At 43.4% G+C, this 14906-nt stretch carries 10 protein-coding genes and 2 pseudogenes; 7 read left to right on the forward strand and 5 right to left on the reverse strand.

Features of this window, described 5'->3' with window-relative positions:
- Positions 1-160 precede the first annotated feature (160 nt).
- Positions 161-2494 (reverse strand): CHASE2 domain-containing protein, encoded by a 2334-nt coding sequence (locus ACYRY3_RS07270; protein WP_460201034.1) that lies wholly within the window; start codon positions 2492-2494, stop codon positions 161-163.
- A 197-nt stretch (positions 2495-2691) separates the two neighbouring features.
- On the opposite strand from ACYRY3_RS07270, the gene ACYRY3_RS07275 reads away from it, so the two are divergent.
- Together ACYRY3_RS07275 and ACYRY3_RS07280 are read left to right on the forward strand one after the other, a co-directional pair.
- On the forward strand, positions 2692-3033 hold the full coding sequence (locus tag ACYRY3_RS07275) for a hypothetical protein (RefSeq protein ID WP_460201035.1): 342 nt from the start codon (positions 2692-2694) through the stop codon (positions 3031-3033).
- Positions 3034-3095: 62 nt separating this feature from the next.
- Positions 3096-5327 carry an AAA family ATPase gene (locus ACYRY3_RS07280; protein ID WP_460201036.1) on the forward strand — a complete coding sequence of 744 codons (2232 nt, stop codon included), beginning with the start codon at positions 3096-3098 and terminating at the stop codon, positions 5325-5327.
- Between the two features lie 793 nt (positions 5328-6120).
- On the opposite strand, the gene ACYRY3_RS07285 is transcribed toward ACYRY3_RS07280, so the two are convergent.
- Entirely contained in the window at positions 6121-6459 is a 339-nt protein-coding gene (locus ACYRY3_RS07285; RefSeq protein WP_460201037.1) for a hypothetical protein, read from the reverse strand.
- Between the two features lie 55 nt (positions 6460-6514).
- On the opposite strand from ACYRY3_RS07285, the gene rne reads away from it, so the two are divergent.
- Both rne and ACYRY3_RS07295 read left to right on the forward strand, forming a co-directional pair.
- Positions 6515-8611: a ribonuclease E gene (gene rne / locus ACYRY3_RS07290; RefSeq protein ID WP_460201038.1), complete on the forward strand. Its 2097-nt coding sequence runs from the start codon at positions 6515-6517 to the stop codon at positions 8609-8611.
- 7 nt (positions 8612-8618) lie between these two features.
- Complete coding sequence (locus ACYRY3_RS07295; RefSeq protein ID WP_460201075.1) at positions 8619-9290, forward strand: ribonuclease HII; 672 nt, start codon at positions 8619-8621, stop codon at positions 9288-9290.
- Positions 9291-9297: 7 nt separating this feature from the next.
- On the opposite strand, the gene ACYRY3_RS07300 is transcribed toward ACYRY3_RS07295, so the two are convergent.
- Positions 9298-9882, reverse strand: a complete 585-nt coding sequence (locus ACYRY3_RS07300) for a DUF1997 domain-containing protein (protein WP_460201039.1) — start codon at positions 9880-9882, stop codon at positions 9298-9300.
- Between the two features lie 279 nt (positions 9883-10161).
- On the opposite strand from ACYRY3_RS07300, the gene pheA reads away from it, so the two are divergent.
- Complete coding sequence (gene pheA, locus ACYRY3_RS07305; protein ID WP_460201040.1) at positions 10162-11046, forward strand: prephenate dehydratase; 885 nt, start codon at positions 10162-10164, stop codon at positions 11044-11046.
- Between the two features lie 54 nt (positions 11047-11100).
- Here the strand turns inward: pheA and ACYRY3_RS07310 are convergent.
- Positions 11101-11637, reverse strand: a pseudogene (locus ACYRY3_RS07310) (LON peptidase substrate-binding domain-containing protein); the annotation flags it as partial.
- A gap of 1 nt (position 11638) precedes the next feature.
- On the opposite strand from ACYRY3_RS07310, the pseudogene ACYRY3_RS07315 reads away from it, so the two are divergent.
- A pseudogene (locus tag ACYRY3_RS07315) lies at positions 11639-12217 on the forward strand (site-2 protease family protein); the annotation flags it as partial.
- Positions 12218-12294: 77 nt separating this feature from the next.
- On the opposite strand, the gene ACYRY3_RS07320 reads toward ACYRY3_RS07315, so the two are convergent.
- On the reverse strand, positions 12295-13704 hold the full coding sequence (locus tag ACYRY3_RS07320; RefSeq protein WP_460201041.1) for a hypothetical protein: 1410 nt from the start codon (positions 13702-13704) through the stop codon (positions 12295-12297).
- A gap of 535 nt (positions 13705-14239) precedes the next feature.
- On the opposite strand from ACYRY3_RS07320, the gene ACYRY3_RS07325 reads away from it, so the two are divergent.
- Positions 14240-14614 (forward strand): hypothetical protein, encoded by a 375-nt coding sequence (locus ACYRY3_RS07325; RefSeq protein WP_460201042.1) that lies wholly within the window; start codon positions 14240-14242, stop codon positions 14612-14614.
- The last annotated feature ends 292 nt before the right edge of the window (positions 14615-14906 follow it).

Consider the following 14906-nt stretch of genomic DNA (forward strand, 5'->3'; position numbering starts at 1 on the left):
TCTGATTGTATAAGGCTTAATTAAGCATCGATTTTGGGTCAAAAATTTAGTACAAATGAACGCGTTGAAAGGGCTGGCAGTGCCCACCCTACGTCTTAAGCTAACGGTGGGCAGTGCCCACCCTACGTGTTGAGGTAATGGAATGGTGGAAAGGGAGTAGCTAGGAAATATATTTTAAATCTTGTATGGCTTCAGCGGCTGATTGATAGCGATCGCTAAAATGGTAGCGCACCATCTTGTCTAAAATCTGTGCCAACTTTTCGCTCACTTGTGCGCGATGACGCCACATCACACTTCCAGTCTCGGGATTGGGCTGAAGTTCGTGAGGTAGTAACCCAGTGATTGCTTGAATGCCAATCACACCAACAGCATAGATGTCACTACACAGGCGGGGATGACCGGCAAACTGTTCGGGTGGTGCGTAACCTCGCGTTCCAATGGCAACTGTTGCTAATTCTGTTTGCTCATTGCCTGGTGGTTGCATCATTTTAACTGCGCCAAAGTCAATCAACACTAAGCGATTATCAAAACTACGCCTGAGAATATTAGTTGGTTTAATATCCCGATGAATCACGCGATGGTCGTGAACAAATGCCAAAACTTCTAGAATTGCTTTGAGCATATCAATGACAACGGACTCTGTCTGCACGCCCCGCACGGGTGGCAGTTCCTCACTCAGAGGATGCCCGTGAATATATTCTTGCACTAAATAAAATTCATTATTTTCCTCAAAATAAGCTAGGAGTTGGGGAATTTGATGGTGTACTCCTAAAGCTTCTAAAATGTCGGCTTCAGCATCAAATAACCTTCTGGCAACTTGCATAAATTTTGTATCTCGACGGGCAGGCATTAACTGCTTTACCACACAAACGGGATTACCCGGTCGCTGTGTATCATTTGCTAAATAAGTGCAACCAAATCCACCTGAACCCAAAACCTTCGTGACTTTATAACGCCCGCTGAGGATAGAATCACCGGTTGTTTTTTCTAATGTATCTACTTTTGATATATGAGTATGTTTGTCTTTTAATTCTGTCGTTTCTTTTAAAAGGGTATGTAACTGTGCAATTGCTTCTTTTTGCTGTTCAACTTGTAAAACAATCACCTTAGTTTGCTGCTGGGTTTGGTATGTAGTGTAAGCCATAATACCCATACCACTGATTACCAATCCTATTGCTGGCGGTACCACTGGTACCCACCCTGCCTGTAGAAACAAAGTCGTACAAATAGTTATTAAGCCACCGAGGGTTGTACCTCCCACAACGACTATCACTAAAGGATGTCGCAAACGCCAAGCCAATGCAGCACCTACAAATGACCACAGCCATATCCACCCTGTCTCAGCCCATTCAGGAAGGTACCAAATCAGTGGGCGTCCATCAAGTGCTGCACTCAGAAGTTGGCTTGCTATTTGTGCGTGAATTAATACTGGAGCCATTCTTGCTGGTTGGTCAGCCAAAGCACTGTAGGGGGTATAAAAACCAGGGTGAAGACTGGGGGTCTTAGTACCGATGATGACCAGACGGTCTTTGACTAAATTAGGATCTACAGCCCCATTTAAAACTTGTGTCAGAGTCACTTCTTGTGCAAGGCGCTCCGGATGTCTATAATTTAACATGATTTGGTAGCCAGCAGAATCAATGTTTTTGTAGCTACCTGCGTTGTTATTAAGAGATTTAAAATTTGTTGTTAAAGTGGGAATTTTAGCACGGCCCAAATTCATATTCTGTCCGTCTGGAAAATCTACTTCAATACCTTCTTTTTTTAAATAACTTATTGCTAGTGTGGCAGCAAATGATGAAGCTGTTGTACATTTCTTATCTTCCTCAGAATGAGCAAACAATAAACTGCGGCGAACAATACCATCATCATCTGTGACTAAATCGGTGAATCCTATATTGTCTATGGGAAAATTTGGTGGTGGTCCAATTTCTTGAGTTCCTACGCTGCTAAATGCACACACTCCAAAGATATTATTTTGGGGTTTTAAACCTACTGCAAAATCTTCCTGCTCCGATCTATATAAATTAATACCAATAATTCGCGGATTGTACGACTGTAACTTTGCCAATAACTCGTTGATTTTACTATCTGACAAGGGCCATTTTTGTTTCTGAATATCGTCTTCGGTTACGGTTACTAGCACTAGACGCCCATCAGGTGCTTCCATAGAACGCAGCCGCAACATTTGGTCGTATGCTTTAAGTTCCACTGACTGCAACAATTTCAGTTCTCGAACTCCCAATAATAAAGCGGTGGCTCCTATACTAGTTATAAGAACAATTCGCAACCATTGGAAGGGATCGTTGTTACGATCGCGATCCAAAATGACTTCTTGAGGAGCCTCTGTTAAAGCGAGTTCCTGTGCGTTTTGGTCAACAAGCCCTTCACGATGGCGATTCTGCTTCTGCATAAGAGACAGAGATCTCTTAAGAGAAACCGGAACCCAATCTTTTGCCAAAGTTGCACGCAATTTTTCTAGTAGTCCAGTCATCACGGGAGTGCTGCAGTAACGAGAACTTTACAGTAGAACTTACTTATTTTAGTGGTTCTATCCCGTTTTCAGTTCTAACTTATATGAGGCGTGTACTAAACTGTTACAAACGAACTGACTTTATTATCAATACTTGCATCAGGGCATAGGGTATTGTTTGTTTTAGAATGCGTGAGCCCCGGCAGAGGAAATCTGACATGAACCCGATGAAAGTGATGGATTGGCAGACCAAGCAATTATCCGAATTACCTCGTTCAGGAGAGGGGAATTGGTCAACTTGGCTACTTGAAAATGGTTATGAATTGATTGACCGAGAAGCATTAGGGTATACGGAGATAAAACTTTACGAAAACGAAAAGAATCGAGTTTTTGCGATTTATCACCCCATTTATGCGGGTTTAGATACCGAAAGCCTCTACGTGAACATCCCTTCAGAAGAAGATGCACGACAGCTGATGAACGTTGCAAAACAGTTAGTTGCAGGTATGGGCACAATGTTTAACATTCTTGGAGATGAAGAAGATGAGGACGAAGACTAAAGTCGGTTAAGCTAAGATAGGTATGCAACGCAACCCACAGATCGGTTGTTGCAGTTATCTGTATGGATTTATTCGAGCAGCACTACCAGAACGCACTAGGAACCGAAGCGCCCCTAGCAGCCAGGATGCGTCCGAGGACGTTGGATGAATTTATTGGTCAAGACCATATCATTGGACAGGGGCGCTTGTTGCGACGAGCTATTAATCTAGACCAGCTTTCCTCGTTAATTTTTTATGGACCCCCTGGTACGGGTAAAACTACCCTGGCTCGCGTCATTGCCAACACAACCCGCGCTCACTTTATTGCCATTAACGCTGTCCTCTCAGGAGTCAAAGAGATTCGTGCTGCGATTGAGACTGCTCGGGAACATCGCAAGTATCACAATCAAAAAACTATTTTATTTGTGGATGAGGTTCATCGCTTCAACAAATCCCAACAAGATGCTCTGCTGCCGTGGGTGGAAAATGGAACTGTTATCTTGATTGGCGCGACAACTGAAAATCCTTATTTTGAGGTGAATAAAGCTCTCGTCAGCCGTTCGCGGATTTTTCAACTCAAGCCATTAAATAATGATGACTTGTACCGTGTCCTACAGCAGGCGCTGACAGACACAGAACACGGATATGGTAAAAAGCAAGTCCAGCTTGAACCAGATGCTGTAAATCATTTGGTCAATGTTGCTAACGGAGATGCGCGATCGCTTCTTAATGCGTTAGAACTGGCAGTAGAGACAACGCCCCCCGATACAGCAGGCATGATTCACGTCACATTAGCAGTTGCAGAGGAATCAATTCAGCAACGTGCTGTTTTATACGACAAAGAAGGTGATGCCCACTTTGATACTATCAGTGCTTTTATCAAAAGCTTGCGTGGTTCTGACCCAGACGCGGCTTTGTATTGGCTGGCAAAAATGGTCTATGCTGGTGAAGATCCCCGCTTTATCTTTCGCCGGATGTTGATTTTAGCGAGTGAGGATGTCGGGCTTGCCGATCCCAATGCAGTTGTGGTGGTGAATGCTTGTGCAACTGCCTTTGACCGCGTGGGAATGCCAGAAGGGCGCTATCACCTAGCACAAGCAGCCCTTTATTTATCAACCGCACCCAAGTCAAACAGCATTATGGGTTTTTTTGATGCTTTGGCTGCAGTGGAAAAGGAACGGGAGGATGATATTCCCACTCACCTGAAAGATGCCAATCGCGATAAGGAAGGGTTTGGACATGGGGCAGGTTATTTATATCCTCATGCCTACCGCGACCATTGGGTTGCTCAACAATATTTACCCTCTAATTTGCAGGGACAGGTTTTCTATCAGCCTCAAGACCAAGGATACGAAAAGAAAATTGCCACACTCGTTGCTCGCCATCGTGAAATGCAAGTTGCTGCTGCGATGGAGGGTGTAGAATCACAAGAAGTGCTGACTTACGGAAAACTTGACCGTACCTCCGAACGGTGGTTGCAGCGTACCTTGTCTCAGGTTGGTGTAAAGTTAGGTACTATAAGAGACCGTATTTTCACTTGCGCCCAACTACAGCGCCATCACCTAGTCTTAGACATCAATGCTGGAAGTGGGCTGTTGAGTTGGGAAGCATTGCGCCAAGTTCCAGAAGGTGGAGTCTACTCTTGTACCTATAAGGCAAGTGAAGCTGAAGCCTTACAGCAACAAGCAGCGGCATTAACAGAACTCCTGCGTCCCGTAGTTTTCACTGCGACATTTACTGAGCTACCTGCCGCATTGGCTTCCTATGCCCCTGATGTTCGATTTGATTGTATTGTTGGACGCAATGCACTGCTCAACGAGCCAGATAAAGTAGCTGGGGCTAAAATTCTGGCTGGATTACTGCCCAATTCTGGGAGAATTGTACTGGCAGAAACAGTGCCACGCCATACTCAAAGGTTTTATCGTCTGCTTGACCCAGCAAAGCTTGAGGCAAAATTATACGAGCGATTGGTTCGGGCTGAGGAATCTATCTATACCTTTCCATCTGACCCAATGCTCAATTGGGACGCTGACGATTTACAAAGAGCTTTTGAGGATGCTGGTTTGGTTGTTGAAGTTGAAGTTGAGCGCAGCATAACGCAAATGTATATTACATCAGCTTTTATTGAGCGCTTGTTTGCTCTTAACCCAGCTAAACCCAGTTATGCAGACCGTCTGGCACTCAATCTCAAACCAGAGGAAATCCAGACTCTCAAAGAGTTATTAACTCAGTGCTTGCTTCATCAAACAGTTAATTGGGAAACCACTATTGCTTTTTTCAATATCGAATCTCCAAATTCTAGAGATTTTCTATAGTCTGTAGGGTTGGGGTTGCAATCAATTGAAAATTGCTGTAATGCACAGTTGGATTCAATGTCTTGTAGTTTCTCAATTGTGAGAAATGGCGTTGCTGAATCAACATATGAATTTCAAAATTCTCATTCATGTAGAGACGCTTCAAACAGCGCGTCTCTACAGAGATTTGCTGGAGATTGAAAAACATACTACGATCCTACGTAATTCATTACCAAATTCAGCAATGCTTGAGGAATAGTTTCCCATTAGCAGTCTGCTTGTTGTAAATTGGGCGAAGGTATAGTTAAAAACTATCCTCAATATTTTAGCTATAGAGTTAAATCAATAGTTCTCCATTGAAAATGAGATACAAAGTTGTAAAAAAGAGACGCACAAATAGGCGAATATACTTGTAGGGACTCACTTTTATCCCAGATTGACAGCTAAGCAGCCAACCCTTATTTAATAAGCAATTCCCGTGTTAGAAGCATGTGTACTCGCAACAATATGCATTGAGTGATCTGGTTCACAACCCTGGTACAATTCAGGGCGTAAAAGCAAAGATATTGGAGTGCGATATCTAGGATTTTATCCGGTGAAAACCCGAAGCAGATTCATTAACACTCTCTTTAAATAGCTAGTCAGTGGATCAGCAATCAACAACACGCTCCGTCGGCTTCTCTAAATCTATGATTTTTAAAACTACTTTGAGTGCTTAAGCCTTAATTGGTAAGAGCATCGTATCAAAAATTAACCACGGACGGGTGATTAAATTGTTTAAATAATATGCAGCCGTTCTGGAAAAATCAGGGAGCTAGCGCGTTGGAAGGCACACCCTTGGGCGGTGAGCCATTCCTAAAGGAGGGTTACCCCATCCCAGGGACTGGTAAGTCGAGAGGGTGAAACCGAAAGGCGAACCCAGAGGGCAAACCTGTATAGCTATGTGGCTATAGCCTGCAGCAACGCGAAAGCGACTCCGAAAGGAGAAGGGCAATCCCAAATTTGAAGGGAGTGCCATCGTGTTTCCCAACAGTCCCGCAACTGGCGAATGTGTAAGCGCTTTTGACAGAGTAAATAGCTCTTTAAGTTTGAGCGAAGAATCGCAATTTTTATTACCAGCAGCATATGGCTGGGCTTGCAAGGGGCTTTCCATGAATAACAAACCCCCAAGTTTATTTATGCTGCCAAGAATTGAGGAAAATAATTGAATGCCAAAACAAATTATCATCGCGGAACAGCATCAGATTGCTGCAGTATTTTCAGAAGACCAAATACAAGAATTAGTTGTAGCAACGGGTCATCACCAAATAGGGGATATTTACCTGGGAGTTGTTGAAAATGTACTACCAGGGATAGATGCAGCCTTTGTCAATATAGGAGACCCGGAAAGAAATGGTTTTATTCACGTGACTGACCTGGGTCCATTGCGGCTAAAGCGCACGGCATCAGCCATTACAGAATTGTTAGTGCCGCAGCAAAAAGTGTTGGTTCAAGTGATGAAAGAGCCAACAGGTACAAAAGGACCGAGGCTGACAGGGAACATCACCTTACCGGGACGTTATGTAGTACTGATGCCTTACGGACGAGGCGTCAATCTCTCAAGGCGGATTAAGAGTGAAAGCGAACGGAACCGCTTGCGTGCTTTGGCGATTTTAATTAAACCCGCAGGTATGGGTTTGCTAGTTCGTACAGAAGCGGAAGGCAAGCCGGAAGAGGCAATTATAGAAGACTTAGAATTGCTGCAAAAGCAATGGGAGGCAATTCAGCAAGAAGCACAATCAACCCGTGCCCCAGCATTGCTCAATAGAGATGATGATTTTATTCAACGCGTTCTACGGGATATGTATGGCGCGGATGTAAACCGGATTGTGGTAGACTCCAGCACGGGATTGAAGCGGGTGAAGCAGTACCTGCAAAACTGGAGTGGCGGGCAAACACCACAAGGGTTGTTAATCGACCATCATCGCGATCGCGCTGCTATACTAGAGTACTTCCGCATTAATGCTGCTATTAAAGAAGCCCTTAAACCTAGAGTCGATCTACCTTCTGGTGGATATATAATTATTGAGCCAACAGAAGCATTAACGGTCATAGATGTCAACTCTGGCTCCTTCACCCGCTCGGCAACAGCTAGGGAAACAGTTTTGTGGACGAACTGCGAAGCAGCCACAGAAATAGCTCGCCAGTTACGCCTGCGAAATATTGCTGGAGTGATTGTTGTTGATTTCATCGATATGGAATCGCGCCGAGATCAACTCCATGTTTTAGAACACTTTAATAAAGCCCTAAAAGCAGACAAAGCCCGTCCCCAAATTGCTCAATTGACCGAACTGGGTTTGGTTGAACTGACTCGGAAGCGCCAAGGTCAAAATATATACGAACTCTTTGGAAAAACCTGTCCCACCTGTGGTGGTTTAGGCCACGTTGTTCACCTACCAGGCGAAACTGAAACCCGTCTGCCAACAACACCAGCAGACCTACCAGACCGCTTTGCTCCTCTGTCTAACAGAGAACAACCCCGTCTGGCACAAACAACCCGAGTCCCAGAACCACGGGAAAGCAGTTATGAAGGATATGGAGAACCATCACTGTATGAGCCCGAACGGGATTTGGTTTCTCTGAACTTAGACAACCACCCCAGCTATCGGGAAATTAATGATGACAGCAGAAAGCGTCGTATCCGCCGCAGCCGTCAACAAGGGTTAAATGGGGGAAATAATGGCAAAGAAGAACCACGGGTTATCTCTAACTCATCAATGCCGTTTGAACAAGACTTTGATATTGATGACGAACCCGAACTTGGAACTGTCACGGAACTTCCCGCGCCCGTTAGTAAAGTGACTTGGGGTGAAAGACCCGAACGTACTAAAATTGCTAAAATAGAGCCCGTTAAACCAGTGGTGGAACCTCCGGAGATTGTCACAGTAGAAATGTCTTCGCCGGAACAAGAAGTGTTTGCTTATACAGGCGCATCTCCATTGCTGAAGTTGAATCGGGAGGTCAGAAATCCTAAGGCAGTTATTATTAACGTTACCCTTCCCGGTCAAAATTCCACAACACCTACGCCCACAACATCTACTTCTGAATCAACCTCTTCAAGTCTTAACGAACCAGTTAGCAGACAAACAATCGTTGAGCCAGTTAGCCCGGTTAGCCAAGTTAGCCAATCCGAACCAGAACCAGCAACTGAAGAGCCAGCATTTACCGTAGTGGTAGATGAGACTGAAGTTGCTAGCAGCACAGGTGACAAACGCCGTCGCCGTCGCCGTTCTTCGTCTGTCTCAGATTCATCCACTGAAAGTTAACCAATTTATGATAGAAACAGAGCAAACTGCCGCTTCTGACGGGGGGTTTCCAGCCCCTTTGCAAGAAACAAGATGGCTGGAATTCTCTACGCAGCCAAGCACTCAAGGACTGATTGCGGGCGTAGATGAAGTTGGTCGAGGAGCTCTATTTGGTCCTGTTGTGGCAGCAGCTGTGATATTACCAGAAGTGGCTTTACGCCATCTTGTTGCAGCTAATATCAAAGACAGCAAAAAGCTGTCTGGCAATCAAAGAGAATTGCTAGCGCAGCAAATTTGTGAGTTGGCGATAGACTGGGGAATTGGATTTGCTTCCACGACTGAAATCGATCGGATGAATATCTTGCAAGCAACACTGTTGGCAATGAAGCGGGCTGTGCTGAAGTTAAGGGTACAACCTACTTTGTGTTTGATTGATGGGAATCAGTTGGTGACGGGCTTACCAATTCCACAACAAACAATAGTTAAGGGTGATGAGCGATCTATCGTTATTGCCTCTGCCAGTATTGTTGCTAAAGTTTGGCGTGACGCTTTGGTGCTTCGTCTTGCTTCCAAGTATCCCATGTATGACTTAGAACGCAACAAGGGGTATGGAAGCAAGCGCCATTTGATGGCGCTGCAACAGTATGGTGCCTCACGGTTGCATCGCAAGTCTTTTCGTCCCTGCCAACATAATTCGTAATTAGTAGCTATTCGGTTACTATCGGCAATTGCGTACTGTCCTTAGTTCGCCTTATTTGTTGTGTTTGCAATCTTGCCCAATTGCGATAATCAGCTAGGAGTTGATGTTGCAATCTTTGCTTGATTGTCAGCAAAATGCTCTTGAGTAATCCATTGCCTGTTGTTTCTAAAATCGGTTTAGGTGTAAAAGAAAATGGAGGTGGTAAATCAAGCTTCACTTCTAAATCGGCTCTTCCTTTAAGGTGAGCACCAGTATTTTGTTCTTCTGGGGACAGATACCCTTTTAAGTTTAAAGAAAAGCGTTGGTTTATATACTCAATTCCTAGAATTTCACAACCTACCGATTGCAAGCGAATTGTACCATTTGATTCAACGGTGACTTTTAGATCTACAGAAGGCTGAATACTTAATGACATGAAACTTAGAGGACGCAGTTTCAGACGAAAAACTTCCTCAGACAGCTGCTCAACGCGGTTGGGGTCAAATAATGCTCTAACCAAACGTTGGGGTTGTCGCAAGTAGTGCTGAATCGGAATAGGTTGCTCCGGAATTGCGATCGCTACCAATTGAGATGCAGTAAACCGAGTTGGCATGGGAGTATTAAAATACTTGTTAATTAATTGTAATGTTTTTTAACAGTCTTGTGTTTTCGTGCCAAGAAATCTGAGAATATGTTTCTCATTGTATGACTTTCGGTAATGATAAATCTAGAAAAATATCAAAAATCATGCCTTAAACGCTTGGCAAGGCACAGAAAAAAAGCGAATGTAGGTGTAGAAGTAAGATAGCCCTGTGTGAAGGGAATTTTCTTGTGTATAATTATCTGCTTATAGTCATTCGCACTATAGCAAATTTGCACCTCTCAAAAATTCATGAATTTATCGATCGCACATTTAGGACCTTCAGGGACTTACGCAGAACAAGCGGCTCTTGTTTATTCCAACTGGCTTACCAAAACTTCAGACGTGGAAGCTAGCTTATGTCCGTATCCCAGCATTGCCCAAACACTGAGAGCGGTTGCTTCATCTCAAGTAGAACTGGCTGTGGTACCAGTAGAAAATTCTATTGAAGGTAGTGTAACCATGACCTTGGATACACTGTGGCAACTGGATAACTTGCAAATTCAGTTGGCTTTGGTCATACCAATAGTCCACGTGTTAATTTCTTGTGCTCAAAGCATAGAAGATATTAGATTCGTTTACTCTCATCCACAAGCTCTAGCACAGTGTCAGAAGTGGTTGGATCGAGCCCTTCCCAATGTACAACTTATTCCAACAAATTCCACAACCGAGGCATTACTGCAACTTGAACAAGACGTAACAGCCGCAGCTATTTCATCTCAACGTGCGGCGCAACTATACAACCTGCCCGTACTGGCAAGTGGTATTAACGATTATCCGGAAAACTGTACTCGATTCTGGGTCATCAGCCAGAATTATCTACCTTTTGCTCGCCCCTCTCATCTAGAACATGCGAGTCACACTTCTCTTGCTTTTAGTACGACCGCCAATATACCTGGAGCATTGGCGAAACCTCTACAGGTGTTTGCTAATTTAGGGATTAACTTAAGTAAAATTGAATCTCGTCCTACCAAACGCTCCCTTGGGGAATACTTGTTTTTTATAGATATAGAAGCAGACGCGTCTGAGGCTGAAGTCAAATCTGCTTTAGCAGAAATAATGCCGTATACAGAGGTCTTAAAAATCTTTGGCAGTTATAATGTTTTGCCAACTCAAGAGTTAGTGGTGATTAGTTAGTGGTTAGTGGGGACGAAGAGCTACTAACTACTAACTACTAACTACTAACTACTTCTAGTTAAACGTATCTTTGAGAACGGTACGAGCGGCTAGATGATTGCGAGTGGAAGTCAAAATTTCTGCTTCTCTTTCCAGACGAGCGACGGTATCCTGTAACTCTAGCAGTGCTTGCTGCTCTGCGGCGACACCATAAAGGTTACTTGCAACCCAGTAAGATAATTCTATTGGTAAATCTGGCAAATCTTCTGGTAGCTTGATGTTTTGTTCGGTCAACTTAGCTGAGAGTCTGACAACATCTCGCAGCAGTTGTTCCACTTCAGTAGCCAAAGGTCGCAAGTCCCGCGTAGGAGGATGGTCTTCAATCCACTCTACCAAACCCACTCGATAGGGCTTTTCACGAACGTACTTGAGAAGACGAAATCTTTGTTGCCCTAGAGTTAACATTTTCAGGCGGTCATCTGGCAGCCGCTGGTAATGAATAATTTCCGCGCAGCAACCAACATCAGCAATCGTACCTCTTACCGGGTCTACCATCAAGACACCGAACCTGCGATCGCTTTCTAAAATCGTGTTCATCATGATGCGGTAGCGCAATCGCAAAGCTTTATTTGACGTTAGGAGTGCAGGACCAATAGCAGGTTTCGTAGCAACCTTACCCTTATTATTTTGGGGTTTGGCTCATTCTGACGTCGTTCCGCAATCGGAAAAAGCTGGGATTTTAAACCCCGATGCTCTCAATCCCAAATACTCCATATTACTGGCGGTAATTTCAAAGTTAGCCTTAGGCAGTCAGTTAACACCATCATCAGCAATTGACCTCCATCCGGTAGCAGTAGCTGGGTTTTTGGGTCTGATAGTGACAGCATTGAATTTGATGCCAGTAGGACAACTTGATGGGGGTCACATTGTTCATGCCATATTTGGGCAAAGAACAGCAGTTGTCATCGGTCAAATTTCTCGCTTATTGCTGCTGCTACTTTCTTTAGTTCAGCAAGAGTTTTTCTTGTGGGCGATTATTTTATTATTCCTACCGCTGATTGATGAGCCTGCTCTCAATGATGTTAGCGACCTAGATAACAAACGGGACATAGGGGGATTGCTAGCAATGGTTGTGTTGATTGCCATCGTGCTTCCATTACCGCAGTCGCTCGCACGGTTGTTACAAATTTAACAGTAATGCTTGGGGAGAATCACGTATGCAAGACGAATCGCGAGAGGGATTTTTGGAAGTGCCAGAGGCGGGAAAAACTAAAAGTTGAAATCGCTTTCTTGTGGTTCCAAGCTGTACCAACCATACCAGTGACGAACTGCAAGCCAAATAGCAGAAAGAAAGCCCGCAAGACTGAGAGTCAGACCACTAAACGGTACTAATAATCCAAAAATAGGAAACACAACGCCAGAAATTGTGCAGATGATAGCAGCGAGAGATGCATTGCGGTTTGACCCCAAACCCCAAGTTAAAAATAGCAAGATGAGGGAAATTAAAGCCCAAGCAATTGGAGGGCTCATCAGGCGGCTGAGATAAGTCAAAGTCAGCAGACAAGCAAAGAAGATACCACCCGCAATTGCAACATTTCTCAAACTTATTGGCAGTGATAAATATAGCAACAGTATCCACCAAAGAAATATTGCTGGTGCTAGTAACAGCAAGCGGGGAAGAACTCCAGTATCGCGAATTGGATTCGTGTTGGTAAAAACTCCAAATGGATTTCTGACCGAAACATTATCGTCAAATATCCAAGTATACCGGGTGCTTCTTCCATCAGTTTCCATCTCGCTTGGTATGATACCACTTGCAAAATCAGCCCCTGCAAAATTGGCGATCGCATTTAAGCGAAAATTAGAAAGCAACTGCCCGTTAGAGTTATAAACCCAGCGCGGACCTCCTTGAGCTTTGTAAGTGACTCTGAGACTTGTTTCTTGACCGGGCTGCAGTTGAAACAGAAAGTTATAATCGCCCGGATTGGTTTGTTGTAAACGAGTACCATCACGCTCGACTTTGTAACTTTGTAGTAGAGAATAACCAATCGGCGGTTGCGCTTCAAAGAAAAAACTATTGATATCTTTAAGTTGGTTAACTATTTTATAGTCAGCAACATAATCTACTTTATATATAGCGCGGCGGGCTTGAACATCAGCACTTTGGTCAATCTTAACTTGAATTTGCGAGCCACTCAAAGCCAGGAAACGGTTAATTTTTTGCTTATCATTGACCTTAACTATCCTGCCATTAACTTGAGTGTTGTAAGTATATGGTTCTTCTGTGATATATCGCACTTGCGGTGCCATTTGTTCCAGTCTTTCCCCTGCAACACTCTGTGCAACTTGAGCCACCTTTGCTTGTTCCCAATGATGATAGCGATTCCCTAAAGTCGAACAGAGAAAAAACCCTGCCACAACTAGAACTAATATCAGAGTTAAATGTTGCAATCCCCTTAATAATTGGGAGTAACTAACAGCCCATTCTCCGATTAAAATAGCTTGTTGCTCTTGGTTTCGACGCAGGGCAAAACTTAATAGAGCAATTGCAATTCCTAAAGCAACAACCAGGAATACTAGTAATAGTGAAGCTTTGAGTAGATGCGTTCCGAATTGAATAAGTTCGGTAGGATGCGTTAGATCGGGCAATCCTGGGATGCCTTTAGCAGATTCAAACATGGCTGAGTGCTTGAGTAATGTATAGAAAGAGACTGAGGATCTGTCTCAAAAGTTTCTCACACTCAAGAGAGATAGAAGAATCTGAGCTAATGTGCATATGGCTGAAGCTGAAACCCGCTCTCAGACTGGATCGAAAAATGAGGTCTTTGGGCTATCGATGTTCTTAAATACATAAGTACATCAAAAACGGTCAAGAAATTCCTCGTAAAATTGGTCATTTTTTTGCACAATATGCTGTGAGGCTGATTGCATAAGGATTAATTGGGCATCGATTTTGGATCAAAATTTTAGTACAGATGAACGCGTTGAAAGGGCTGGCAAATCTAATACATTTTTGTACGTAATGTAATAATGCGATCGAAACGTCAAGCTATTGACATAATATTAAACATTTGTCAACCAGCTGCGGTTGGTTGTTATTGAAAAAGCTTCGTTATAAACTTTGGCTGGAGAAAACTAGACCACTTCCAATTGCTCTCGCCCAAAACAAGCTGCTTTCTGGGCACGAAAGTGTTTCGCGAAGAGGATTTATACAATGAAGAAAATCATAATTGTCTTGTTAATCATGGTCGGCTTAAGCCTATCACTAGGTATACCGCCGGCTGTTGCTGATGATTGCTTGAAAACGTTAAATACTGGTTCAAATACTACCATACCAGTTTTTTATGAAGATGCTGCTGCTTTCTACGGCTGGTCGGGAGGTATAGTTACTAATGATATGTACTACAATTCCTGTGGTTATACTGTGACTCTTAAAGTTAATTCCGCTGACTGGGATAGGCTTCGCCAAGAAGGAAAGCTAGATGGTATCCGATATATATACAAAACGCCTAAAGAATCCAAAATTATCGTTAGAAAGATTGTAGGAAGTGAGCCCACCGATGTGAAAATTGAAGATTTCTACAACTAAGACTCATACGTTGATTCACACGGGAACAAAAGACCGACTATATACTCGGTCTTTTATTTTTGTAAAGAATTCTTGTTACTTAATAAATTCTCAAACACAATCACGTAAAATTGTGAATTTTTTCAAACTAGATAGCGCCGAGCATTACTTGAGGTAATTTTCAGATTGATGTTAGCAGACTTAGTACTAGTTAATTTCTGAAATTAAAAAGATTTTGTAAACACCAACTTTTAACCGAAATAACTTTCTGAAGGTTGCTAAAAATCTTCATGACTTAAAATTTTCCTCACAG

Source organism: Scytonema sp. NUACC21 (assembly GCF_054684315.1).